18 protein-coding genes and 1 pseudogene are annotated in these 23,786 nt (G+C 61.9%); 11 read left to right on the plus strand and 8 right to left on the minus strand.

Annotated features, from left to right (window positions below; all coding sequences use genetic code 11):
• Positions 1-218 precede the first annotated feature (218 nt).
• The 5 genes from ntrC to glnA all read right to left on the minus strand — a co-directional run bounded on the left by ntrC (position 219) and on the right by glnA (position 5,444).
• Positions 219-1,655, minus strand: coding sequence for a nitrogen regulation protein NR(I) (ntrC, locus tag AACY45_RS07925; RefSeq protein ID WP_339544930.1), 1,437 nt, complete (start codon positions 1,653-1,655; stop codon positions 219-221).
• On the minus strand, positions 1,652-2,737 hold the full coding sequence (glnL, locus tag AACY45_RS07930; RefSeq protein ID WP_339544931.1) for a nitrogen regulation protein NR(II): 1,086 nt from the start codon (positions 2,735-2,737) through the stop codon (positions 1,652-1,654). The genes ntrC and glnL overlap by 4 nt, the downstream gene beginning before the upstream one ends.
• A gap of 259 nt (positions 2,738-2,996) precedes the next feature.
• A complete protein-coding gene (locus AACY45_RS07935; protein ID WP_339544932.1) occupies positions 2,997-3,359 on the minus strand; it encodes a hypothetical protein in 363 nt (120 codons plus the stop codon).
• A 68-nt stretch (positions 3,360-3,427) separates the two neighbouring features.
• Positions 3,428-3,850, minus strand: a complete 423-nt coding sequence (locus AACY45_RS07940; protein ID WP_339544934.1) for a cupin domain-containing protein — start codon at positions 3,848-3,850, stop codon at positions 3,428-3,430.
• 187 nt (positions 3,851-4,037) lie between these two features.
• Positions 4,038-5,444, minus strand: a complete 1,407-nt coding sequence (gene glnA, locus AACY45_RS07945) for a type I glutamate--ammonia ligase (protein WP_095167345.1) — start codon at positions 5,442-5,444, stop codon at positions 4,038-4,040.
• Positions 5,445-5,775: 331 nt separating this feature from the next.
• Here glnA and thiI point away from each other — a divergent pair, with 331 nt between their 5' ends.
• Together thiI and typA are read left to right on the plus strand one after the other, a co-directional pair.
• Complete coding sequence (gene thiI / locus AACY45_RS07950) at positions 5,776-7,230, plus strand: tRNA uracil 4-sulfurtransferase ThiI (protein ID WP_339544935.1); 1,455 nt, start codon at positions 5,776-5,778, stop codon at positions 7,228-7,230.
• A gap of 139 nt (positions 7,231-7,369) precedes the next feature.
• Entirely contained in the window at positions 7,370-9,190 is a 1,821-nt protein-coding gene (gene typA / locus AACY45_RS07955) for a translational GTPase TypA (RefSeq protein WP_095167339.1), read from the plus strand.
• Between the two features lie 208 nt (positions 9,191-9,398).
• Here the strand turns inward: typA and AACY45_RS07960 are convergent, their stop codons facing one another.
• Positions 9,399-9,833 (minus strand): YkgJ family cysteine cluster protein, encoded by a 435-nt coding sequence (locus AACY45_RS07960; protein WP_095167337.1) that lies wholly within the window; start codon positions 9,831-9,833, stop codon positions 9,399-9,401.
• A gap of 216 nt (positions 9,834-10,049) precedes the next feature.
• On the opposite strand from AACY45_RS07960, the gene AACY45_RS07965 reads away from it, so the two are divergent.
• From AACY45_RS07965 to AACY45_RS07985, 5 genes are all read left to right on the plus strand, one after another.
• Positions 10,050-12,500: a glycogen/starch/alpha-glucan phosphorylase gene (locus tag AACY45_RS07965; RefSeq protein ID WP_339544936.1), complete on the plus strand. Its 2,451-nt coding sequence runs from the start codon at positions 10,050-10,052 to the stop codon at positions 12,498-12,500.
• Between the two features lie 105 nt (positions 12,501-12,605).
• Positions 12,606-15,812: a DUF2339 domain-containing protein gene (locus AACY45_RS07970; RefSeq protein WP_339544937.1), complete on the plus strand. Its 3,207-nt coding sequence runs from the start codon at positions 12,606-12,608 to the stop codon at positions 15,810-15,812.
• A 2-nt stretch (positions 15,813-15,814) separates the two neighbouring features.
• Positions 15,815-17,176 (plus strand): DUF3999 domain-containing protein, encoded by a 1,362-nt coding sequence (locus tag AACY45_RS07975; protein WP_339544990.1) that lies wholly within the window; start codon positions 15,815-15,817, stop codon positions 17,174-17,176.
• Between the two features lie 138 nt (positions 17,177-17,314).
• Positions 17,315-18,325, plus strand: a complete 1,011-nt coding sequence (locus AACY45_RS07980; RefSeq protein ID WP_339544938.1) for a class 1 fructose-bisphosphatase — start codon at positions 17,315-17,317, stop codon at positions 18,323-18,325.
• Between the two features lie 3 nt (positions 18,326-18,328).
• Positions 18,329-18,931 carry a DUF924 family protein gene (locus tag AACY45_RS07985; protein ID WP_339544939.1) on the plus strand — a complete coding sequence of 201 codons (603 nt, stop codon included), beginning with the start codon at positions 18,329-18,331 and terminating at the stop codon, positions 18,929-18,931.
• Positions 18,932-18,993: 62 nt separating this feature from the next.
• Here AACY45_RS07985 and AACY45_RS07990 read toward each other — a convergent pair.
• A pseudogene (locus AACY45_RS07990) lies at positions 18,994-19,500 on the minus strand (methyl-accepting chemotaxis protein); the annotation flags it as partial.
• Positions 19,501-19,712: 212 nt separating this feature from the next.
• On the opposite strand from AACY45_RS07990, the gene AACY45_RS07995 reads away from it, so the two are divergent.
• The gene (locus tag AACY45_RS07995; protein ID WP_095167330.1) at positions 19,713-19,967 is read left to right on the plus strand and encodes a hypothetical protein; all 255 of its coding nucleotides are present in this window, start codon (positions 19,713-19,715) and stop codon (positions 19,965-19,967) included.
• Between the two features lie 31 nt (positions 19,968-19,998).
• Positions 19,999-20,568, plus strand: coding sequence for a lipocalin family protein (locus AACY45_RS08000; protein ID WP_339544940.1), 570 nt, complete (start codon positions 19,999-20,001; stop codon positions 20,566-20,568).
• An 84-nt stretch (positions 20,569-20,652) separates the two neighbouring features.
• Here the strand turns inward: AACY45_RS08000 and AACY45_RS08005 are convergent, their stop codons facing one another.
• Positions 20,653-22,017, minus strand: a complete 1,365-nt coding sequence (locus AACY45_RS08005; RefSeq protein ID WP_339544941.1) for a formimidoylglutamate deiminase — start codon at positions 22,015-22,017, stop codon at positions 20,653-20,655.
• A 187-nt stretch (positions 22,018-22,204) separates the two neighbouring features.
• Here AACY45_RS08005 and hutC point away from each other — a divergent pair, with 187 nt between their 5' ends.
• Together hutC and AACY45_RS08015 are read left to right on the plus strand one after the other, a co-directional pair.
• A complete protein-coding gene (gene hutC / locus AACY45_RS08010) occupies positions 22,205-22,873 on the plus strand; it encodes a histidine utilization repressor (RefSeq protein ID WP_232534619.1) in 669 nt (222 codons plus the stop codon).
• 14 nt (positions 22,874-22,887) lie between these two features.
• Complete coding sequence (locus AACY45_RS08015) at positions 22,888-23,457, plus strand: HutD/Ves family protein (protein WP_339544942.1); 570 nt, start codon at positions 22,888-22,890, stop codon at positions 23,455-23,457.
• The last annotated feature ends 329 nt before the right edge of the window (positions 23,458-23,786 follow it).

Genomic DNA, 23,786 nt, shown 5'->3' on the forward strand with positions numbered 1-23,786 from the left:
CCCCGTATTTCGGGGCTTTGGTGTTTTTTCGATAGAGGTTTGATGGCGAGCGCAGGTGGGATTTCGGATCCGTTGCCGTGCGCGATCGCGGTTCACGGTGCATTCAGTCGGTGCACGATGGCCCTGAACGCATCGCGGGCAAGCCCGCTCCCACGGGATTGTGCAAAACCTGTGGGAGCGGGCTTGCCCGCGAATGGATGTGCAGGTCGGTGAAGGATTTAGCCCTCATCCCCCTCATCATCATCCGTGCCATCAACCTTCATCCCCAGCTCCTTGATCTTGCGGGTCAAGGTGTTGCGGCCCCAGCCCAGCAGCACAGCGGCGTCGCGGCGGCGGCCGGCGGTGTGCTTGAGGGCGGTCTCGATCATGATGCGCTCGAACGCCGGCACCGCGCTGTCCAGCAGGCTCGACTGGCCGCGCGCCAGCGCCTGGTCGGCCCATTGGCGCAGGGCCTGCTCCCAGTTGGTCACCGGTGCCGAGTCCTGCGGCAGGCTCAGCAGCTCCGGCGGCAGGTCGCCAATGTGCACTTCGCGCCCCGAAGCCATTACCGTGATCCAGCGGCAGGTGTTCTCCAGCTGGCGCACGTTGCCCGGCCACGGCAGGTTCTTGAGGTATTCCTCGGTTTCGCTTTTCAGCAGCTTCGGCTCCACCGCCAGCTCTTGTGCGGCGCGGGCCAGGAAGTGCTTGGCCAGGGTCGGAATGTCTTCGCGACGGTCCGACAGGCGCGGGATGTGGATGCGGATCACGTTCAAGCGGTGGAACAAGTCTTCCCTGAACTTGCCGGCGTGGACCAGGGTTTCCAGGTTCTGGTGGGTCGCGGCGATGATGCGCACGTCGACCTTGACCGGCACATGGCCGCCGACCCGGTAAAACTCACCGTCGGCCAGGACTCGCAGCAGGCGGGTCTGAGTGTCGGCCGGCATGTCACCGATTTCATCGAGAAACAGCGTGCCACCGTCGGCCTGCTCGAAACGTCCGCGGCGCAGGTTGGCGGCGCCGGTAAATGCCCCTTTCTCGTGGCCGAACAGCTCGGACTCCATCAGGTCCTTGGGGATCGCCGCCATGTTCAGCGCGATGAACGGCGAGGCCGCCCGCGGGCTGTGACGGTGCAGGGCGTGGGCCACCAATTCTTTGCCGGTCCCGGACTCGCCATTGATCAGCACGGTGATGTTGGAGTGGCTCAAGCGCCCGATGGCGCGAAACACTTCCTGCATCGCCGGCGCTTCGCCGATGATTTCCGGGGTGCGGGTCAGGGCGACGGGCACTTCCAGGCCTTGTTGCTCCTGGGCGTGCTGGTTGGCGCGCTTGACCAGTGACACCGCCTCGTCGACGTCGAACGGCTTGGGCAGGTACTCGAACGCGCCGCCCTGGTAGGACGCGACAGCGCTGTCCAGGTCGGAGTGCGCGGTCATGATGATCACTGGCAGGCGAGGATGCTGTTCGCGAATCCGTGCCAGCAGGTCCAGGCCACTGGCACCCGGCATGCGGATGTCCGAGATGATCACGTCCGGTTGCTGGCGTGCCAGGCGGCTCATCACACCATCGGCGCTGTCGAAGCTTTGCGTGGTCATGCCTTCCTGCTGCAAGGCTTTTTCCAGGACCCAACGGATAGAACGGTCGTCATCGACGATCCACACGGTTTCACTACGGCTCATGTCGATGTGGCTCCTTGTTCCAGTGGCAGAAAGATCGAGAAGGTGGTGTGGCCTGGATGGCTGTCACATTCGATCAGGCCCTGGTGCTGGCTGATGATGTTCTGGGTAATGGCCAGGCCCAGCCCGGTACCGTCCGGACGGCCACTGACCATGGGAAAGAAGATGGTTTCCTGCAGGTCTGCGGGAATTCCGGGACCGTTGTCGATGATCTCGATCTTGGTCACCAGGCGATGTCGCACATGGCCGATGGTGAACTGGCGCATGGTCCGCGAGCGCAGGGTGATGCGGCCCAGGCGCAGCTCGTTCTGGCTGCTGATGGCCTGCATGGCGTTGCGCACGATGTTGAGGACGGCCTGGATCATCTGTTCGCGGTCGATCAACACGTCGGGAATGCTTGGGTCGTAATCGCGCACCAGGGTGATGCAACCTTGGCTTTCGGCCTCCACCAGGCTGCACACGCGCTCCAGCACTTCGTGGATGTTGCACATGGTCAGCGATGGCAGTTTGTTCGAGCCGAGCATGCGATCCACCAGGTTACGCAGGCGATCCGCCTCCTCGATGATCACATTGGTGTAGTCCTTGAGGCTTTCCTCCGGCAGTTCGCGGGCCAGCAACTGGGCCGCGCCACGAATCCCGCCCAGCGGGTTCTTGATCTCGTGGGCCAGGCCGCGCACCAGCATCTTGCTGGTTTCCTGCTTGGACAGCTGCGCTTCTTCCTTGGTGATCCGCAGCAGGCGGTCGCGCGGGTGTACCTCAAGCAGCAGCAGGGTGGCGCCGTTGCTCAGGATTGGCGTCACCGCGTAGTCGACGGTCAGGGTCTGGCCGGTCAGGGCGGTGAGCATCGCCTCGCGCTTGGTAAAGGGGTGGGCCTGTTCGACCGCCTGGCGCAAGGAGTTCAGGGCTTCGGTCGACTCGGTGAACAGCTCGCTGATGAATTGCCCATGACTGCGTTGGCCGCTGATGGCCAGGAGCATTTCGGCCGCCGGGTTCATGTACTCAAGGCGCAGATCGGCATTCAGCAGAATGGTGGCAGTGGTCAGGTTGTCGAGTAGCAAGCGGTGCAGTGCGTCGCTGATGGTCATTAGGACCTCTTTTGGAGCAGGCGCGCGCGAAGGAGGCGCTGTTGCGAGGAAAATGCAAAAACCAAACCAAGGCTCCGAAAAGAAGCAATAAACCCCAGAAACAGGCGTTTTAAGTGGCCTTACGTGGCGTTCTGCCAGCTTTGACGGGTATTTTCGAACCAAAATGGGTTGATTAGTGGCAAGCGTGCAAACCATTGCACCAATATAGTGCGCAAACCTGAACAGCGCCTCAAGCACTGCAAAAAACAGCGTGGCTGCCTTAGCGCTTGCGTACTCGCAGCACGGTGAGCCTGAGGGTTGGGCTTTGCTGGATCACTCCGTCTTGCACCAGCACCTGCACGGCGAGGCGGTGTTCGCCGCGATCGATGTTCAGCAGGTGCAGCTGCGTTGTGTCGCTGAGTGGGCCGTAGGGCTGGCCATCGAGCAGCAGGCGCAGGCGATGAGTGGCCTGCAGCGGTGGCTGGATCTGTACGCCAACGCTGAATGAGCCGTTATTGGCGCGCAGGGCCTGGCCGTCGGTCAGCTCGCTGAGGGCCAGCACCGAGTAGGTGGGGCGCGGTGTGCTCAGGACGGCGGCAGGTAGAGCAAGCCAAATGAGCAGGCAACCCCTTAAGAGACGCATCGTGCATTGCCTCTGGCCATTGGCGTCGGGGGTGGCGTCGCGCCGGCTCGACCAGCAGCCTTCAAGCTTCAAGGCTGTTCCGACAGGGGGATTCCCGGGCTGCCGGCATAAAACACGATCAGTTCCACCGGGCTGGCGCCGGTGGTGCCGCGATGAGCGCGGTCGACCATCTCGGCCAGGGTTTGCCCAGGCTTGAGCAAGTGAACCTGGCCGCTGGCCTTCGCTTCTACCGTCAGTTCGCCCGAGAGGATGTAGGCCACGTTGGGCATGGGGTGGGTGTGCCAGTCCAGGGTGGTATTGGCGGGGATCCTGAGTTTGAGCAGGGTCAGTTCCGGACGGCCGGCGGGGTAGGCGGTGTAAGGGGAGCCGTCCCAAGAGGCACTGCTCTGCAGCAGGACTTGCCGTTCGATGGCAGGTGTTGCCGGGGTGTTGCTACAGCCCGCCAGAAGCAGGCCGGCGAGGAGAAAGGATGGGATGTGCAGGCGGTTCATGGGCTCGGCTCTGGTTCATTCGGCGTGGTGGTGCCGAAAGACTAAATGCCAAGGCTTGCGCTGGATGTCAGGCGCAACGCTGAATCAACGAGCAGTCGATGCTTTGTGGTGTCGGAAATTTCCATAAAAAAGGCCTCCCGTAGGAGGCCTCTTGCATCGTCACGCCGCGTGCGCTGGCGCTACCGGATTAGCAGCTGTAGTACAGCTCATATTCCAGTGGGTGTACGAAGGTACGTACCTTGATTTCTTCTTCGCTTTTCAGGGCGATGTAAGCGTCGATGAAGTCGTCGCTGAAAACGCCGCCTTTGGTCAGGAACGCACGACCTTTGTCCAGCTCTTCCAGGGCTTCTTTCAGGCTGCCGCACACTTGTGGGATCTCTTTCGCCTCTTCAGGCGGCAGGTCGTACAGGTTTTTGTCAGCTGCATCGCCAGGGTGGATCTTGTTCTGGATGCCGTCCAGGCCAGCCATCAGCAGTGCGGCGAAGCACAGGTATGGGTTGGCAGCCGGATCCGGGAAGCGGGCTTCGATACGACGAGCGCGTGGGCTGGACACGTAAGGAATACGGATCGAGGCGGAACGGTTGCGAGCCGAGTAGGCCAGCATGACGGGTGCTTCGAAACCTGGTACCAGACGCTTGTAGGAGTTGGTCGCCGGGTTGGTGAAGCCGTTCAGCGCCTTACCGTGCTTGATGATACCGCCGATGAAGTACAGGGCGGTGTCGGACAGGCCGGCATAACCTTCGCCAGCAAAGGTGTTCTTGCCATCTTTGGCGATGGACAGGTGAACGTGCATACCCGAGCCGTTGTCGCCGTACAGAGGCTTAGGCATGAAGGTCGCGGTGCGGCCGAAAGCCACGGCCACGTTGTGTACGCAGTACTTGAGGGTCTGAACTTCGTCAGCCTTGGCAACCAGGGTGTTGAACTTCACACCGATTTCGTTCTGGCCGGCAGTCGCCACTTCGTGGTGGTGAACTTCGATGGTCAGGCCCATCTCTTCCATGGCGTTGCACATGGAGGTACGGATTTCGTGGTCGTGGTCGAACGGTGGAACCGGGAAGTAGCCGCCCTTGATACCTGGACGGTGGCCATGGTTGCCGCCTTCCACGTCCTGGTCGGACATCCACGAACCTTGTTCGGAGTAGATCTTGAACATCGAACCGGAGATATCGGACTTGAACTTCACTTGGTCGAAGATGAAGAACTCAGGCTCAGGACCGACGAATACGGTGTCACCGATAGCGGTGGACTTCAGGTAGTCCTCGGCACGCTTGGCGATCGCACGTGGGTCGCGGTCATAGCCTTGCATGGTCGAAGGGTCGATCACGTTGCAGACGATGATCAGGGTTGGGTCTTCGGTGAACGGATCGAGGACAGCGGTGCTGTCGTCCGGCATCAGGATCATGTCGGAAGCTTCGATGCCTTTCCAGCCAGCGATGGAGGAACCGTCGAACATTTTGCCTTCTTCGAAGAAAGCATCATCCAGCGCGTCGCGAGCCGGCATGGTCACGTGGTGCTGAGTGCCCTTGGTATCTGTGAAGCGCAGATCAATCCATTTGACGTCATGATCTTTGATGAGTTGAACCGACTTCGACATAGTGTCCTCCGGGTGGCTTCGGGCTTGAGTAGTGGATGCCCTTAGAATGTGGGTGATGCCGGCGCGAATACTCTGCCAAGGCAACCTGCCTCACAAGGGAGCAAATTGCATGCCAGTGCCCCGAGTTGGGTTTTTTGCCCCAATATCACGCTTATAAAGGTGCAAAGCGCTGAAAAGGGCAAAAGCGCGCCCTCTAATGTAGCGCCAGAAAGCATAAATGACCCGTTTTGGTGCATTGAAAACCTTCTGCACATTAACTGGTTAAACCTTGAGCAATTTCCGCTATAATCCGCGCCCCCCTTTTTCGGCTGGCCCAGCGCGCGCTGTTTTCATGAAACTAATCGTAAAAGTCTTCCCCGAGATCACCATCAAAAGCCGCCCGGTACGGATGCGTTTCATCCGTCAGTTGGCCAAGAACATCCGTGCCGTGCTCCGCGATCTGGACCCGGCTGTGGTGGTGAACGGTGTGTGGGACAACCTCGAGCTGGAAACGCAGCTGACTGACCCCAAAGCCTTGAAGGACATGACCGAGCGCCTGAGCTGCATGCCGGGCATCGCGCATTTCCTGCAGGTCGATGAGTACCCTCTGGGTGACTTCGACGACGTGGTCGCCAAGTGCAAGCAGCACTTTGGCGAGGCGCTGGCCGGGAAGATTTTTTCGGTACGCTGCAAGCGCGCCGGCAAGCACGAATTCAGCTCCATGGATGTCGAGAAATACGTCGGCAGCCAACTGCGTCGCCAGTGCGGTGCCGCCGGAATTTCCCTGAAAGACCCGCAAATCGAAGTCCGCATCGAAATTCGCGACAAACGGTTGTTTGTGATCCACAACCAGCACAACAGCATCGGCGGCTACCCGCTGGGCGCGCTGGAACAGACCCTGGTCCTGATGTCCGGCGGTTTCGATTCCACGGTGGCGGCCTACCAGATCATGCGCCGCGGGCTGATGGCGCACTTCTGCTTCTTCAATCTCGGCGGGCGTGCCCACGAATTGGGCGTGATGGAAGTGGCGCACTTCATCTGGAAGAAGTACGGCAGCTCGCAACGCGTGTTATTTGTCAGTGTGCCGTTCGAGGAAGTGCTGGGAGAAATTCTCGGCAAAGTCGATAACAGTCATATGGGCGTCGTATTGAAGCGTATGATGTTGCGCGCTGCGTCGAGAATCGCCGATCGACTGGACATCGAGGCGCTGGTGACCGGTGAGGCGATCTCCCAGGTTTCCAGCCAGACGCTGCCGAACCTGTCGGTGATCGACTGCGTGACCGAGAAGCTGGTGTTGCGCCCGCTGATCGCCAGTCACAAGCAGGACATCATCGACCTGGCCAACGAAATCGGCACCGCCGACTTCGCCAAGCACATGCCGGAGTACTGCGGGGTCATCTCGGTGAACCCCAAGACCCACGCCAAGCGTCCACGCGTGGAGCATGAAGAGAAAGAATTCGACATGGCCGTCCTTGAGCGTGCGCTCGAGAACGCCAAACTGGTGCCGATCGATCGGGTCATCGACGAGTTGGGCCAGGACGTGCAAATTGAAGAAGTCAGCGAAGCGCTGGCCGGTCAGATCGTCATCGACATCCGTCACCCGGATGCCGCTGAAGACGACCCGCTCGCCCTGGCTGGCGTCGAGGTACAAACGATGCCGTTTTATGCACTGAACGCTCGTTTCAAGGAACTGGACCCTACTCGCCAGTACCTGCTGTATTGCGACAAAGGCGTGATGAGTCGCCTGCATGCCCACCATTTGCTCAGTGAGGGGCATGCCAATGTGCGCGTTTATCGACCGAGCTAAGAGCCCGGGGCTGTTTGCCTGTGGCCTGCGTCACCGGCCCCCCGACTCTGCCGTCAAGCTGTAACGGCAAGGCCTGACTCTACTGTAAATCGCTGCCACGACCTGTCAGCACACCGAATCCTCTGATCGAGATACACAAGTGATCGAAAATCTACGCAACATCGCCATCATTGCTCACGTTGACCATGGTAAGACCACCCTGGTAGACAAACTCTTGCGTCAATCCGGCACCCTGGAGCGCAACGAGCTCAACGACGAGCGCGTGATGGACTCCAACGACCAGGAGAAAGAGCGCGGTATTACCATTCTGGCGAAAAACACCGCCATCAACTGGAACGGCTACCACATCAACATCGTGGACACCCCGGGCCACGCCGACTTCGGCGGCGAAGTTGAACGTGTAATGTCGATGGTTGACTCCGTTCTGCTGCTGGTTGACGCTCAAGACGGCCCTATGCCGCAAACCCGTTTCGTGACCAAGAAGGCTTTCGAAGCCGGCCTGCGTCCAATCGTGGTGATCAACAAGGTTGACCGTCCAGGCGCGCGTCCGGACTGGGTTCTGGACCAGATCTTCGACCTGTTCGACAACCTGGGTGCTACCGAAGAACAGCTGGACTTCAAAGTGGTTTACGCCTCTGCCCTGAACGGCATTGCAGGTCTGGACCACACCGACATGGCTGAAGACATGACCCCGCTGTACCAGTCGATCGTCGACAACGTACCTGCGCCGAAAGTCGACCGTGACGGTCCGTTCCAGATGCAGATCTCCGCTCTGGACTACAACAGCTTCCTGGGTGTTATCGGCGTTGGCCGTATCGCTCGTGGTCGCGTCAAGCCGAACACTCCGGTCGTGGCTATCGACGCCGACGGCAAGAAGCGTAACGGTCGTATCCTGAAGCTGATGGGTCACCACGGCCTGCACCGCATCGACGTTGAAGAAGCAGCTGCCGGCGACATCGTCTGCATCAGCGGCTTCGACCAGCTGTTCATCTCCGACACTCTGTGCGACCCACTGAACGTCGAAGCGATGACTCCGCTGACCGTTGACGAACCAACCGTTTCCATGACCTTCCAGGTAAACGACTCGCCTTTCTGCGGTAAAGAAGGCAAGTTCGTGACCAGCCGTAACATCAAGGAACGTCTGGACAAAGAGCTGCTGTACAACGTTGCTCTGCGCGTTGAAGAAGGCGACTCGGCTGACAAGTTCAAAGTCTCCGGCCGTGGTGAGCTGCACCTCTCGGTACTGATCGAAACCATGCGTCGCGAAGGCTTCGAAATGGGTGTTGGTCGTCCGGAAGTGATCATCCGCATGGTTGACGGCGTCAAGCACGAACCGTACGAAAACGTGACCATCGACCTGCCAGAAGAATCGCAAGGTTCGATCATGGAACAGATCGGTATCCGTAAAGGCGACCTGACCAACATGGTTCCGGATGGCAAGGGCCGTGTGCGCCTTGAGTACAACATCCCGGCCCGTGGCCTGATCGGTTTCCGTAACGAGTTCCTGACCCTGACCTCCGGTGCAGGCATCCTGACCTCGATCTTCGACCGTTACGACGTGATGAAGTCCGGCGACATGTCCGGCCGTCAGAACGGCGTGCTGGTATCGGTTGCTACCGGTAAGGCACTGACCTACTCGCTGGAAACCCTGCAGTCGCGTGGCAAGCTGTTCATCGAACACGGCCAGGACATCTATGAAGGTCAAATCGTTGGCTTGAACAGCCGCGACAACGACCTGGGTGTTAACCCGACTAAAGGCAAGAAGCTCGACAACATGCGTGCTTCGGGTAAAGACGAAACCATCGCTCTGGTTCCGCCTGTACGTTTCACTCTGGAGCAAGCTCTGGAATTCGTACAAGAAGACGAGCTGTGTGAAGTCACGCCTAAGTCCATCCGTCTTCGCAAGAAGATCCTGGGCGAAAGCGAGCGTACCCGCGCTGCCAAGAAGTCCAATAACTAAGTCACTTAGTTAGCGGGCAAAAAAACGCCCCCGACCGCAAGGTCGGGGGCGTTTTTGTTTGTCCGGGATTTACCTGTTGTTTGAGCGGGACCTATCGTCGGAACGCCGCCCGGAGCAAGCTCACTCCCACAGGGCTCTAGGGTGCTCACTCGATCTGTGGGAGCGAGCTTGCTCGCGATGAGGCCAGATCAGGCAATGAGATTGCAGATCAGAACTTGTCCAGCGTCCGCCGTTGGGTATCGCGTACCACTTCCTTGGGCTTGTAGGCGCAGTAGCCCGGCCGTGGGCCGATCTTGGGGTGATTGCGACAGGTATCCGGGCGCTTGTCATAAATAGTGCAGAAACGGCTCTTACGATCCAGGTACAGGCAATCGTTGTTGCTCATGCGCTGGAGCGTGAAGATTTCCGATTTCTGGTTGTAACGCTCGACGATCCCTTCCTTTTGCAGGCGCTTGGCGATGTTCTTCGGTGGGTCGCCGCGTTCGAACTCATCGACGATGCCGATGCGGATCAGATCCTTGATCTTGACCTCCACGGGCAGCGTGCAGCAGCTGGACACGCAGCCGCCGCACATATGGCTGGAGTATTTCTGCCAGGTTTCGAGACGGTCGAGTTCCGCGGCGGCGATCAGTTGAGGCTTCATCAGGGTTCCAAGGGGGAGCGTTGTATCCGGGCGCGCGATGATACGGGATTGGTGGTTTTTTGAACAACTTTTTCAAGATTCCGGCACGCCCCCTGCATCCTTTTGCCCCAGAACTGCTGAATTCAGCTCATTGCGTCTAACACCCGAACCAGCGCCTGCGCCGTTTGTCAGACCGTCTAGGCTCAGTCAATTCCATGCTCGCCCGAGGCCCTATCGATGACTCAAGAACCACTTGTTCGCGAAGCTGAGGTGGCCGCATTTCGCGAAGCCGTCCTGACCAAACTCACCTACGCCGTTGGCAAGGATCCGGATCACGCCTTCGACCATGACTGGTTCGAGGCCATTGCACTGGCAGCGCGCGATCACATGGTCGAGCACTGGATGGACCATACGCGGCAGATCTACCGCAAAGGCCAGAAGCGGGTGTACTACCTGTCGCTGGAATTCCTCATCGGCCGCCTGCTCTACGACAGCCTGAGTAACCTGGGCCTGCTGGACGTGGCTCGCGAGGCCCTGACCGAGCTGGGGGTCGACCTGGAGCGTATCCGCCTGCTGGAACCGGACGCCGCCCTGGGCAACGGTGGCCTCGGCCGCCTGGCCGCGTGTTTCATGGAAAGCATGTCGACCCTGGGCATTGCCGGGCATGGCTACGGCATTCGTTATGAACACGGCTTGTTCCGCCAGGCGATTGTCGACGGCTGGCAACAGGAGCAGACCGAGCACTGGCTGGATTTCGGCAACCCCTGGGAGTTCGAGCGGCCGGAGGTGATCTACCCGATCGGTTTTGGCGGCAGCGTCGAGACCCTCATCGATGCCGGTGGCAAGAGCAAGCAAGTCTGGACGCCATCGGAAACGGTACGCGCGGTGGCGTACGACACGCCGGTGGTCGGCTGGCGCGGAGCCAGCGTCAACACCTTGCGCCTGTGGCGGGCACGGGCCATGGAGGACCTGCACCTGGAGCGCTTCAACGCCGGTGACCACTTGGGCGCAGTCGCCGAAGTGGCTCGCGCCGAAAGCATCTCGCGGGTGCTTTACCCGGCCGACAGCACCGAAGCGGGGCAGGAACTGCGCCTGCGCCAGGAGTACTTCTTTGTCGCCGCGTCCCTGCAGGACCTGCTCAGGCGCCATCGCAACATGCACAGTTCGGTGCTGACCCTGGGCGATCACGCGGCGATCCAGCTCAACGACACGCACCCCTCGATTGCCGTGGCCGAGCTGATGCGCCAACTGGTCGACGTCTATGACGTGGAGTGGGACGCGGCCTGGCAGGTCACGGTCGACACCCTGTCCTACACCAACCACACGCTGTTGCCCGAAGCGCTGGAAACCTGGCCGGTTGGGCTGATGGAGCGGATGCTGCCGCGGCACATGCAGATCATCTACCTGATCAACGCCCAGCACATCGACTCGTTGCGGGCCAAGGGCATCCACGACTTCGACGTGCTACGCGCGGTGTCGTTGATCGAGGAAGACAACGGCCGTCGGGTGCGCATGGGCAACCTGGCGTTCCTCGGCTCCCACAGCGTCAACGGCGTGTCCGGCCTGCACACCCAACTGATGCGCAGCACGGTGTTTTCCGAGTTGCACAAGCTGTACCCCGAGCGGATCAACAACAAGACCAACGGCATCACCTTCCGCCGCTGGCTGTACCAGGCCAACCCGGAACTGACCTCGATGATGGTCGATGCCCTGGGGCCGGAACTGCTGGATAACCCCGAACAGCTGTTGCAGGGCCTGGAGCCGTTTGCCGAGAAGGCGGCATTTCGCAAGCAGTTCGCCGAGCAGCGCCTGCACAGCAAGAAAGCCCTGGCCTATCTGATTCACGAACGCCTGGGGATCGCGGTCAACCCGGCGGCGCTGTTCGACGTGCAGGTCAAGCGCATCCATGAGTACAAGCGCCAGTTGCTCAACCTGTTGCACACGGTGGCGCTGTACCAGGCGATTCGCGCCGAGCCTGAGACCGACTGGGTGCCGCGGGTGAAGATCTTCGCCGGCAAGGCGGCGGCCAGTTATCACCAGGCCAAGCTGATCATCAAGCTGACCAACGACATCGCCCGTACGGTGAACAACGACCCAACCGTGCGCGGCCTGCTGAAAGTGGTGTTCCTGCCCAACTACAACGTCAGCCTGGCCGAAAGCATCATTCCGGCGGCCGACCTGTCGGAGCAGATCTCCACCGCCGGCTTCGAGGCGTCCGGCACCAGCAACATGAAGTTCGGCCTCAATGGCGCCCTGACCATTGGCACCCTGGACGGGGCCAACGTGGAAATGTCCGAGCGCATCGGCGCCGAGCACATGTTCATCTTTGGCCTGAGCGCCCAACAGGTCGAGGCGCGCAAGCAGAACCACGAGTTCCACGCCGCCCCGGATATCGCCGCGTCCCACCGGCTCAACGATGTCTTGCAGGCGATTCGCAGCGGGGTCTTCTCGCCGGATGATCCCGCGCGCTACACCGGCCTGATCGACTCCTTGATCGAATACGACCGCTTCCTGGTCTGTGCCGACTTCGACTCCTACTGGGCCGCGCAGATGCGCGTCGATGCCCTTTGGCGCGACGCCAAGGAGTGGTGGCGTTCAGCGGTGCTCAACAGCTCGCGGATGGGCTGGTTCTCCTCTGACCGGACCATTCGTGAGTACGCCACGGATATCTGGAAGGCCCTGGAGTAGGGGGGGGCAAGAAAAGTCTCGTAGTTCGGGCGGGGGCGATCGATATACTGGTGCAATGGGCAAGATCGCAATGTGCGGCAGTGCCTACGCGAAGGGATATCGACCATGCAATGGATGTTCATGCTGATTGGGCTGGTGCTCGGCTGGCTGCTTGATGAGTCGTTCAGCGACGCCTTCATCGGTGCGCTGATCGGGTTGGGTGCCGGCCAGGCGTTGGCGCTGCAACGCTTGAATGCGCAGGCTGTGCAGCAGGGGCGAGAATTGAAGCTGGCCCAGGCGGCCTTGGGCGCGGTGGAGCAGCGCCTGGCCTCGCTGGAGGGCAGCGGCGCTCTTGCCGGGCCACTCCCCCATTCCGAGACTGTCCCGGCGCAGGCGCCAGCGCCTGCGGTGCTATCCATCGCGGCCGAGCTGGTCTGGGAGCTACCGCCTGAAATCAGCCTGGCCCAAACCCGTGTCGAGCCTGCTCCGGTCGACCTGTGGACGCCACAGCCTGAGCCATCCTTTGTCCCCCGGATCCCGGCCCAACCCCGTGCCCCCAGCCTGTTCGAGCGCGCCCTCACCGGTGCGCGTGACTGGCTGTTTGGCGGCAATACGGTGCTGCGGGTGGGCGTGGTGCTGTTGTTCTTCGGCCTGGCGTTTTTGTTGCGTTATGCCACCGAAGGCATGGTGGTGCCGATCGAGCTGCGCTATGCCGGCGTTGCGGCGGCGGCCCTGGCCTTGCTGGGCCTGGGGTGGTGGCTGCGGCTGCGCAACACCCAGTACGCGTTGATCCTCCAGGGCACCGGGATTGCCGTGCTGTACCTGACGGTGTTCGCCGCCATGCGCTTGCACCCCTTGCTCGACCCAACGGCGGCCCTCGGCCTGATGGTGGCGGTGACGGTGTTTTCGGCGATCCTGGCGATCACCCAGGACTCCCTGGCCCTGGCCTGCGCCGCGGCATTGGGCGGATTCGCCGCGCCCATCCTGACCTCCACTGGCGCGGGTAACCACGTCGCGTTGTTCAGTTACTTCGCCCTGCTCAACGCCGGCATTTTCGGCATCGCCTGGTTCAAGGCCTGGCGCCTGCTGAACCTGATTGGTTTCGTCGGCACCTTTAGCATCGGCCTGGCCTGGGGCTTGCGCTCCTATACCCCGGAACTGCTGTGGAGCACCGAGCCGTTCCTGATTCTGTTCTTCCTGATGTACCTGGCCATCGGCCTGTTGTTCGCTCGGCGCACACTGCTGGAAATGAGCGACGCCCCCGTGGATGGCAACCGCGAAGTATTGCTGCACTGGTCGACGCGCAAGGGCGACTACGTCGACGGCACGATGCTGTTCGGCCCGCCGCTGGTGGGCTTTGGCCTGCAGTTCGCGGTGGTTCATCACCTGGAGTTCGCGGCCGCCTTCAGTGCGCTGCTGCTGGGCTTTATCTATATGGGCCTGGCTCGTGTCCTCAGTACCGGTCGCGCGCTGTTGCTGGGTGAGACGTGCCTGGCGCTGGGGGTGATCTTTACCAGCCTGGCGATTCCCCTGGGCCTGGATGCACGCTGGACGGCCGCCGCCTGGGCCGTCGAAGGCGCGGGCATCTACTGGCTCGGCTTGCGCCAGCAGCGGCCGCTGGCCCGGGCCTTTGCCCTGCTGCTGCAACTGGGCTCGGCGCTGGCGTTCCTCAGTGAACTGGATGTCGGCGATACCAGCCTGATCGAGGGGGCGCCACTGGGCGCCTTGATGCTCGGCCTGGCGTTGTTGTTCACCTTCGCTCAACTACGCCAGGCAACGCCAGAGCAGACCCAGGCCTGGGAACGCCAGGGCTTGCCGGCTCTGGCCTGCGCCGGCCTGACGTTCCTTTATCTGTTGGCACCGCTGTTTTTCTTTACCCAGGGCACGGCAATCAGTTGGGCCCTGGCGGGATTGGCGACCTTGTTCGTCGGCCTGCGTCTGCCATCACGCACCTTCCTGTTCACCGCGTTTGCCGTGCAACTGCTCGGTGGCGCGGCGTTCCTGATCGCCGGCCAGGACCTGCTGGACCCCGAAGGCCTGCGGCCACTGGCCCATGGCGGGTTCTGGACGCCAATGGTGCTGGGGCTGGCGGCCATGGTCGGGGCCTGGCGCTTGCAGGCGGGCAGCCCTGCCAGTGCCTTTGACGCGTTGAGCCTGCGGCGCATGTCCGCATTGCTGCTGGCCTGGGGCGCGGCCTGGTGGGCATTGGCCCTGGTGAGCGAAGTGCTGCGTTTTGCGCCAGTGCAGTTGGCGGGTGCGCTGCTGCTGGGCGGTGCCGCGTTGAGTGTGGCGCTGTGGGCATGGCTGGCCTTGCGCCTGAACTGGTCGGCCCTGGGCGGGCTGTGCACCTTGTTGATCCCGGCGGCCACCCTGGTGCTGTGGGCGGCGTCCCATGGGCGCTATCACCCGGCGGCGGATTTTGGCTGGCTGGCGTGGGTGGCGGTGTTCGCCGTGCATTTCGTCGCGTTGCGACGCCTGGCGCCGATGCTTGCCAAGCAGGTCGCCAGCGTGGCCCATGCGCTGGGCTGCTGGCTGTTGATCGGGGTGTTGGCGCTGGAGTTGCGCTACGGCCTGCTGGTGCTTTCGGAGCAGTACAACGCCTGGCGCTGGCTGGGTTGGGCGATTCTGCCGAGCCTGTACCTGGTGCTGATGGCCGCGCCGCGTGCCTGGCCGTGGCCGGTCTCGGCCTATGCCCGCGAGTACCGTCTGTACGCCGCGCTGCCCTTGGCGGTGCTGATGCTGGGCTGGTTCTGGTTGGCCAACACGGTCAGCGCTGGCAACGCCGAGCCGTTGCCGTACCTGCCACTGCTCAACCCCTTGGATATCGGCCTGCTGTTTGCCTTGTTCGGTGTGTATGTGTGGTCACGCAGTGCCCAGGGCCAACTGGCGTTTCGCTTTGAACACGCCGGGCTCGCCAGCGAAGGGGTGGTTGGGGTGTCGTTGTTCGCATTCTTCACCGCCGTGGTGATGCGCAGTGCCCACCATTTCGGTGGCGTGCCGTACGAGCTGGAGGCGTTGCTGGGGTCGATGCTGGTGCAGGCCAGCCTGTCGCTGGTCTGGACCGTGATCGCCCTGGGCCTGATGATCGGCGGGCATCTGCGCAAACGTCGGGAAGTCTGGCTGGTGGGCGCGGCGCTGATCGCGCTGGTGGTGGCCAAACTGGTCTTTGTCGAGCTGAGCAACCGCGGTGGGCTGGCGCGCATCGTGTCGTTCATCGGCGTTGGTGTACTGCTGCTGGTGGTCGGCTACTTCGCGCCGTTGCCGCCCAAACGTGTCGAAGCTGCGCCTGAGCCGCATGAAGCGGCCAATGAATCTGAAGGAGTGTCGCCTTGAACATGATGTTGAGCCCGCGCTGGCTGGCTGTGCTGGGCTGCTGCCTGGCGCTGTCGGCGCAGGCCGGGGAAACCGCGGCGAACTTCGCCACCCAAGTGCCGCTGACCCTCAGCGGCGAAGGCCCCTGGTACCGCCTCGATTTGCCCCTGGCGGTGCAACTGCATGCCCGGCAGACCGATCTGGCGGACGTGCGGGTGTTCAACGCCGCCGGAGAAGCGCAGGCCTATTCGCTGGCGCGCGAGCAAGCGCCCAGTGGTGAGCGCCTGCAACTGCATGAGGTCAAGGGGTTCCCGCTGTACGACTCGGCCGATGCCGGCTCGGCGGTGCCGAACGTGCGTGTTCAGTCCAATGCCGCCGGCACCCTGGTGCAGGTGCAGCCGTCCAGCCAACTGGAGGCTGGGGAGGAAGTGCGCCGTGGCTGGCTGCTGGATGCCAGTGCAATCAAGGCGCCGTTGCAGCAATTGATCCTCGACTGGTCCAGCGAGCAGGACGGTTTCCAGCGATTCAGCATCGAAGCCAGTGACGATTTGCAGCATTGGCAGGCCTGGGGCGAAGGGCAGGTGGCGCGCCTGTCGTTTGCCGACGATCGGGTCGAGCAGCATGAAGTCGCGCTGCCGGGGCAGCGTGCGCGTTACCTGCGCCTGCTGTGGCAAACCCCGCAGGCGGCCCCGGTGCTGACCTCGGCGCAGTTGCAGAGCCTCACCAGCAGCCCGGCGCACCCCCTGGCGTGGTCCGAGCCGGTGGCCGGCAGTCGTATGCCGTCCGGCGAATACACCTGGCAGTTGCCGATGGGCCTGCGTGTCGAGCGCCTGCAGGTGCAATTGACCGAGGCCAACAGCCTGGCGCCGGTGACGCTGGCCGGGCGTCGCGACAGCAGCCTGCCCTGGCAGACCTTGAGCAGCGGTTTGCTCTACCGCCTGACCCAGAACGGTCAGGAGGTGCTGCAAGACCAATTGCAGCTGCCGGGGCAAGTGGTGCAGCAGTTGAAACTCACCGTCGATGACCGCGGTGGTGGCCTGGGCACCGAGGCGCCCAGCGTGCGGTATGCGGTGCGCGCGACCCAGTTGGTGTTCCTCGCCCGGGGGGCCGGGCCTTACCGCCTGGCGCTGGGCAGCACCAGCGCAAAAACCGCGAGCCTGCCATTGGCCACCCTGATTCCGGACATCAGCGCCAAACGCCTGGAGAACCTCGGCCAGGCCCGGGTCGAGGAGGGCACGCTGGTGACCTCGCCGGTCGTGGCGCCGCCGCTGACCCAGGGCGCCGACTGGAAGAAGCTTGGCCTGTGGGCTGTACTGGTGCTCAGCGTGCTGTTCCTGGCGGCCATGGCCTTCAGTTTGTTGCGCAAACCGGCGGTCAAACCCTGATCCGACTGTGCGGTTTTGCGACTACGCTCAACCCGGCGCATGAACTCTGTCAGGCGAATCTCGTCTGATAAGAGCAATTGCGTAACGACTCGCGTTAAACTGCGCGGGTTTTTAGCCCCCACTTCTCCGGAGCCTTACATGTCCCGCGTTACCCTGAGTCGCTATTTGATCGAGCAGACCCGTAGCAACAACACTCCTGCCGATCTGCGTTTCCTGATCGAAGTAGTGGCGCGAGCGTGCAAGGAAATCAGCCACGCCGTCTCCAAAGGCGCCCTGGGCGGTGTTCTGGGCAGCATGGGCACTGAAAACGTGCAAGGCGAAGTGCAGAAGAAGCTCGACGTGATCTCCAACGAAATCCTGCTCGAAGCCAACGAGTGGGGCGGTCACCTGGCCGGCATGGCGTCCGAAGAAATGGACAATGCCTACCAGATCCCGGGTAAATACCCGAAAGGCGCCTACCTGCTGGTATTCGACCCACTGGACGGTTCGTCGAACATCGATATCAACGCCCCGGTCGGCACGATCTTCTCGGTACTGCGTTGCCCGAACGAGTACCTGACCCAGAACGAACCGCTGAACGAAAAAGCCTTCCTGCAGCCAGGCACCCAGCAGGTCGCTGCCGGTTATGCCATCTATGGTCCTCAGACCATGCTGGTTCTGACCCTGGGCGACGGCGTCAAGGGCTTCACCCTGGACCGCGAAATGGGCAGCTTCGTCCTGACCCACGAAGACATCACCATTCCTGCGTCCACCCAGGAATTCGCCATCAACATGTCCAACCAGCGTCACTGGGAAGCGCCGGTGCAACGTTACGTGCAAGAGTTGCTGGCGGGTGAAGAAGGCCCGCTGAAAAAGAACTACAACATGCGTTGGGTGGCCGCGATGGTCGCGGACGTACACCGCATCCTGACCCGTGGCGGTCTGTTCATGTACCCGCGCGACAGCCGCGAGCCGTCCAAGCCGGGCAAGCTGCGTCTGATGTACGAAGCCAACCCGATGTCGTTCCTGGTGGAACAGGCGGGCGGTGCGTCCACCGACGGTCACCAGCGCATCCTCGACATCCAGCCAGAAGGCCTGCACCAGCGCGTAGCGGTGTTCCTGGGCTCGAAAGAAGAAGTCGAGCGCGCCACGGCTTACCACAAGGAATAAACCATGACCGCGCCCTGGCAGCCGTTGCTCCAATGGTGGTTCGGTACAGCCGATGACCCCAACGAAGTGGCGGCGCAGCAGGGCGGTCTGTGGTTCGGCAAGCGTGACAGCCAGGACCGTGAAGCGCGTGAGCGTTTTGCGCTCCTGGTGGACCAGGCACTGGCCGGCGGATTGACCGAGTGGGCGCAACGTCCCGAAGGTTGGCTGGCCCTGGTGTTGTTGCTCGATCAACTGCCGCGCATGATCTATCGCGATACCCCCACTGCATTTTCCGGTGACCGGCGTGCCCAGCAGCTTGTGGCGCAAGGCGTTGCCGCGGATTTCGATCGGCAGTTGCGGCCGATCCAGCGTGTCTTCATCTACCTGGTGTTTGAGCACTGCGAGCACCTGGCGGTGCAGAACGAGGCGATTTCGCGTTTTGCCCACTTGCTGGACGAGCAGCCGCAGGCACAGCGTGGGGTGTTTGCCGACAACCTCGATTACGCCGAGCGGCATCAACAGATCATCGCGCGGTTTGGCCGCTTTCCCCATCGCAATGCGATCCTGGGGCGTGAGAGTACGCCAGAGGAAGTCGCGTTTCTGCGTCAGCCGGGGTCGCGCTTCTAGCTCTTTGTTGTTGCTAATGCCGCCATCGCGGGCAAGCCCGCGATGAGGTCGGTGAGAGCGCCTTAGATCCGGAAACTCCCCACCAACTGCTGCAACCGCGCCGCCTGCTGTTCCAGGTCGGCGCAGGCGCGCAGGGTCGATTGCAGGTTTTTCACCCCTTCCTGGTTCAAGGTGTTGATCTCGGTAATGTCGACGTTGATCGACTCGACCACCGCTGTCTGCTCTTCGGTTGCGGTCGCCACCGACTGGTTCATGCCGTCGATTTCGCCGATGCGCTGAGTCACGCTGCCCAGCCGTTCGCCGGCCTGGTTGGCGATGCCGACGCTGCTTTCGCTCTGGCGCTGGCTGTCGGTCATGATGCTCACCGCTTCGCGGGCGCCCACCTGTAGCGCTTCGATCATCTTTTGCGCTTGCTGCGCCGAATCCTGGGTGCGGTGGGCCAGGTTGCGCACTTCGTCGGCGACCACGGCAAAACCCCGTCCGGCTTCACCGGCCCGCGCCGCCTCAATGGCGGCATTGAGCGCCAGCAGGTTGGTTTGCTGGGAGAGGCTGGTGATCACCTCCAGAATCTACCCGATGTCGACAGGACGGCGGCAAAGATGAGCCGGGTTTGGCGAAAAGCGACGAAATGTCGTGCGCGCAAAAAGGTGTCCGATTCAAGCGTTGATTGCCGATCTGACCGTTCAAGAAATACCCGGCCATGCTGGGAACCAGATGGGGGTTTTCTCTTCTAAGCTTCTGGTTGGCAGCCATGCCAGCGTCTCTTCCCAGGAGTTTCACCATGTCGCTGCGATCTATCGCCTTGCTGTCGTTTTGCGTGCTGTTGGCCGCTTGCAGCAAGGTCAACCAGGAAAACTACTCGAAACTCTCGGCGGGCATGCCCAAGGCCGAGGTCGAAACCTTGCTGGGCAAGCCTGCCGATTGTTCCGGCGCCTTGGGGATGTCCAGCTGCACCTGGGGCGACAAGAACAGCTTTATCAGCGTGCAATTTGCCGGTGACAAAGTGTTGATGTTTTCCGGGCAAGGCCTGAAGTAAACCGGGGCCAAGCGCCCACGGGAGAAAAATAATGATGCGGTTTGTATTAGTTCTTTTAGCCGGTCTGATCTTGGCCGGCTGTGCCACCTCTGGCGATGATTCGCTGGCACCGAAAACGGCCAATAACGTCAACCTCAAGCGTTACCAGGGCAAATGGTACGAGTTGGCGCGCATGCCGATGTACTTCCAGCGCAACTGCGCCCAGTCCGAAGCCCACTATGCCCTCAGGCCCGATGGCGACATGGACGTGCTCAACCGCTGCCTGACGCCTGAATGGACCTGGGAAGAAGCCCGGGGCACGGCCACGCCGCAAGTGCCGGGCAGGACCGACAAGCTGTGGGTGAATTTCGATAACTGGTTTACCCGCCTGTTGCCGGGGGTGGTCAAGGGCGATTACTGGGTGCTGTACGTCAGCGACGACTACCAGAGCGCGATTGTCGGTAACCCCAACCGCCGCTACCTCTGGCTGCTGTCGCGCAAGCCGCAAGTCAATGACGAGACCCGCGAAGAACTGCTGAGCCGGGCGCGTCAGCAGGGCTACGACACCACTCGCCTGATCTGGCGTGTGTCGGATACGCAGATGGCCAAGACCTCGAAGTAACCGTAGAAGCCAGGCTTGCCGGCGATGACGATCTTATAGACGCCAGCGCGGGCAAGCCTTGCTCCGACAAGAGAAGAGCAGGCATCAGCCCAGCAGGTCGCGCAACACCTGGGTGAACGCCCGGCTGCTCTCTTCCTCGCCAGGATGATGGCCGTCACGCACCACCCACTTGCCGTTGACCAGCACATCGCGGACCTGACGGTCGCCGCCGGCAAACAGCCAGCGGTTGAGGATGGCGTCGCCACTGGCAGTCGCCAGGTACGGATCATTGCCGTCGAGCACCAGCCAGTCGGCGCGTTTACCCACCTCCAGGGCGCCAATCGGTTGGCCCAGCGCCTGTGCGCCGCCATCGAGCGCGGCGTCGTACAGGGTACGTCCAACCATCGGTTGCTCAGCGCCATACAGGCGGTTGCGGCGTTGATCGCGCAGGCGCTGGCCGTATTCCAGCCAGCGTAATTCCTCGACCACACTCAGCGACACGTGGCTGTCGGAGCCGATGCCCATGCGCCCGCCCTGGGCGAGGAAGTCCACGGCCGGAAAAATTCCATCACCCAGGTTGGCTTCGGTGGTCAGGCACAGGCCGGCGATCGCGCGACTGTTCGCCATCAAACTGACTTCTTCCGGGTTGGCGTGGGTCGCGTGTACCAGGCACCAGCGCTGATCGACCTCGGTGTTTTCATACAGCCATTGCAGTGGCCGGCGACCGCTCCAGGCCAGGCAGTCGTCGACTTCTTTCTGCTGTTCGGCGATGTGGATATGCACCGGGCACTGCGGGTCGCTGGCGGCCAGTACGTCGCTGATCTGCTGCGGTGTCACGGCGCGCAACGAGTGGAAACACAAACCCAGGCGCTGTGCCGGCTGTTGCGCGAGGATCGGCTGCAAGCGCGCCTGCAAGTCGAGGTAGTTTTGCGTGCTGTTGATGAAGCGGCGCTGGCCGTCGTTCGGCGCCAGGCCACCAAAACCGGAATGGCTGTACAGCACCGGCAGCAGGGTCAGGCCGATTCCGGCGGCGCTGGCAGCCTGGCTGATCTGCAGCGACAGCTCGGCGGGGTCGGCGTAGGCCTGGCCGTTGTGGTCATGGTGTACATAGTGGAATTCGGCGACCGAGGTGTAGCCGCACTTGAGCATTTCGATGTACAGCTGGCGAGCAATCACGCCCAACTGATGCGGGCTGATCTTTCCGACGAGGCGATACATCAGGTCGCGCCAGGTCCAGAAACTGTCGTTCGGATTGCCCGCCACTTCCGCCAGGCCGGCCATCGCCCGCTGGAACGCGTGGGAGTGCAGGTTGGGCATGCCCGGCAGCAGCGGGCCACTCACCTGCTCCGCGCCTTGCGCGCTTGCATCGGCCTGGATGTGGGTCAGCAGGCCATCGGCACCGACCTCAAGACGTACATTGTTGGCCCATCCGTTAGGCAGTAGCGCGCGCTCGGCAAAGAAGGCGGACATGGTTCAGCACCCCATCGTGTGTTATTTGTATATACATATACAGACGTTTGCCTGCTCGGTAAACTCCGGCAAGCTAGTGACTTTCAGCCATCAACAAGGATTTCCTGTGCCGACTCCGCCTGCAGTATCGACGCTGAGTGCCAACCTGGGCGACAGTCCGGCGCCCTTGTACGCACGCGTCAAACAGATGATCACCCAGCAGATCGACAGTGGAAACTGGCCGCCGCACTACCGTGTGCCGTCGGAAAGCGAGCTGGTCAGCCAGTTGGGTTTCAGCCGCATGACCATCAATCGCGCCCTGCGCGAGATGACGGCCGACGGCCTGTTGGTGCGCATGCAGGGCGTCGGCACCTTTGTCGCCGAACCCAAGAGCCAGTCAGCTCTGTTTGAAGTGCACAACATTGCCGATGAAATCGCCTCCCGTGGCCACCGCCACACCTGCAAGGTGATCACCCTGGAAGAAGAGGCTGCCGGTTCCGAGCGTGCGCTGGCGCTGGACATGCGCGAAGGGCAGAAGGTCTTCCACTCGCTGATCGTGCATTTCGAGAACGATATTCCGGTGCAGATCGAGGATCGTTTTGTGAACGCCCTGGTGGCGCCGGATTACCTCAAGCAAGACTTCACCCAACAAACGCCGTACGCCTATCTGAACCAGGTGGCGCCCCTGACCGAGGGCGAGCATGTGGTCGAGGCGATCCTGGCCGAGTCCAGCGAATGCAAGTTGCTGCAAATCGAAAAGGGCGAGCCCTGCCTGCTGATTCGTCGCCGCACCTGGTCGGGCCGCCAGCCGGTGACCGCCGCTCGCCTGATTCACCCCGGTTCCCGCCATCGCCTGGAAGGGCGGTTTCATAAATAAGACACGAGGCACCCATGAGTCAGTTGAAGGTCTTGCGCGCGGCCGACTATCCGCGCATGCCGTGGAAGAACGGCGGCGGTAGCACCGAAGAAATCACCCGCGATGCCGGCACCGGCCTCGACGGCTTCGGCTGGCGCCTGTCGATTGCCGACATCGGCGAGTCGGGCGGTTTCTCCACCTTCGCCGGTTACCAGCGGGTGATCACCGTGCTGCAAGGTGCGGGCATGTGCTTGACCGTCGACGGTCAGGACACACGCCCACTGTTACCGCTGGACCCTTTTGCCTTCAGCGGCGAGAGCCAGGTGTCCTGCACCCTGCTCGGTGGCGCGATCCGCGACTTCAACCTGATCTACTCGCCGCAGCGCTACAGCGCCCGCCTGCAATGGCTGGCGGGCGAGCAACGGTTCTTTACCGCGGCCCACTGCGTACTGGTGTTCAGTGTTACCGAGCAGTTGCAGGTGCAACTCGGTGACAACTTCCAGCAACTGGGGCGGCATGACTGCCTGCAACTGGACGCTAACAACCAAATGCTGGAAGTCGCCAGTAACGGTGCCTGCTGCGTGATTGAGTTGAGCGCATGCTGAGCTGACCGCGCGTTCGCCCCGTCGCGGGCAAGCCTGCTCCTGCCGGAGCGAGGTTTGCCCGCGATTTTTTTTGCCCGGCGCAAGCGTTTCCCCGCGCGCACCCTTTTGTTACCGAACGCCCCAGTTCAAGGCAAACCCCGGCGCAAGTAACAGCTAGCTGACCCTCACACACAATCCAGCGGAAAAAATTATCAGCCGGCAAACCCTTGTCCCTAGGGCTTTTGCGCCAGTCCCAAGACTTTGTTGAGCGCTTATCCAGCAAGTTGGCCGCTCGATTGCATATGCTTGTATGTACAAGTAAAGACGTATGCGTATGAGTCACGGAGACT

The sequence above is a fragment of the Pseudomonas sp. RA_35y_Pfl2_P32 genome (assembly GCF_963970735.1).
Classification (GTDB): Bacteria; Pseudomonadota; Gammaproteobacteria; order Pseudomonadales; family Pseudomonadaceae; genus Aquipseudomonas.

Excerpts from the sequence above, each read along its gene's own strand:
- AACY45_RS08000 (WP_339544940.1), top strand. The coding sequence starts at position 19,999 with ATGATGCGGTTTGTATTAGTTCTTTTAGCCGGTCTGATCTTGGCCGGC.
- AACY45_RS07985 (WP_339544939.1), top strand. The coding sequence starts at position 18,329 with ATGACCGCGCCCTGGCAGCCGTTGCTCCAATGGTGGTTCGGTACAGCC.
- AACY45_RS07970 (WP_339544937.1), top strand. The coding sequence starts at position 12,606 with ATGCAATGGATGTTCATGCTGATTGGGCTGGTGCTCGGCTGGCTGCTT.
- AACY45_RS07975 (WP_339544990.1), top strand. The coding sequence starts at position 15,815 with ATGATGTTGAGCCCGCGCTGGCTGGCTGTGCTGGGCTGCTGCCTGGCG.
- glnA (WP_095167345.1), bottom strand. The coding sequence starts at position 5,444 with ATGTCGAAGTCGGTTCAACTCATCAAAGATCATGACGTCAAATGGATT.
- AACY45_RS08005 (WP_339544941.1), bottom strand. The coding sequence starts at position 22,017 with ATGTCCGCCTTCTTTGCCGAGCGCGCGCTACTGCCTAACGGATGGGCC.
- AACY45_RS08015 (WP_339544942.1), top strand. The coding sequence starts at position 22,888 with ATGAGTCAGTTGAAGGTCTTGCGCGCGGCCGACTATCCGCGCATGCCG.
- AACY45_RS07965 (WP_339544936.1), top strand. The coding sequence starts at position 10,050 with ATGACTCAAGAACCACTTGTTCGCGAAGCTGAGGTGGCCGCATTTCGC.
- AACY45_RS07940 (WP_339544934.1), bottom strand. The coding sequence starts at position 3,850 with ATGAACCGCCTGCACATCCCATCCTTTCTCCTCGCCGGCCTGCTTCTG.
- AACY45_RS07960 (WP_095167337.1), bottom strand. The coding sequence starts at position 9,833 with ATGAAGCCTCAACTGATCGCCGCCGCGGAACTCGACCGTCTCGAAACC.
- thiI (WP_339544935.1), top strand. The coding sequence starts at position 5,776 with ATGAAACTAATCGTAAAAGTCTTCCCCGAGATCACCATCAAAAGCCGC.
- AACY45_RS07980 (WP_339544938.1), top strand. The coding sequence starts at position 17,315 with ATGTCCCGCGTTACCCTGAGTCGCTATTTGATCGAGCAGACCCGTAGC.
- ntrC (WP_339544930.1), bottom strand. The coding sequence starts at position 1,655 with ATGAGCCGTAGTGAAACCGTGTGGATCGTCGATGACGACCGTTCTATC.
- glnL (WP_339544931.1), bottom strand. The coding sequence starts at position 2,737 with ATGACCATCAGCGACGCACTGCACCGCTTGCTACTCGACAACCTGACC.
- hutC (WP_232534619.1), top strand. The coding sequence starts at position 22,205 with ATGATCACCCAGCAGATCGACAGTGGAAACTGGCCGCCGCACTACCGT.
- AACY45_RS07995 (WP_095167330.1), top strand. The coding sequence starts at position 19,713 with ATGTCGCTGCGATCTATCGCCTTGCTGTCGTTTTGCGTGCTGTTGGCC.
- AACY45_RS07935 (WP_339544932.1), bottom strand. The coding sequence starts at position 3,359 with ATGCGTCTCTTAAGGGGTTGCCTGCTCATTTGGCTTGCTCTACCTGCC.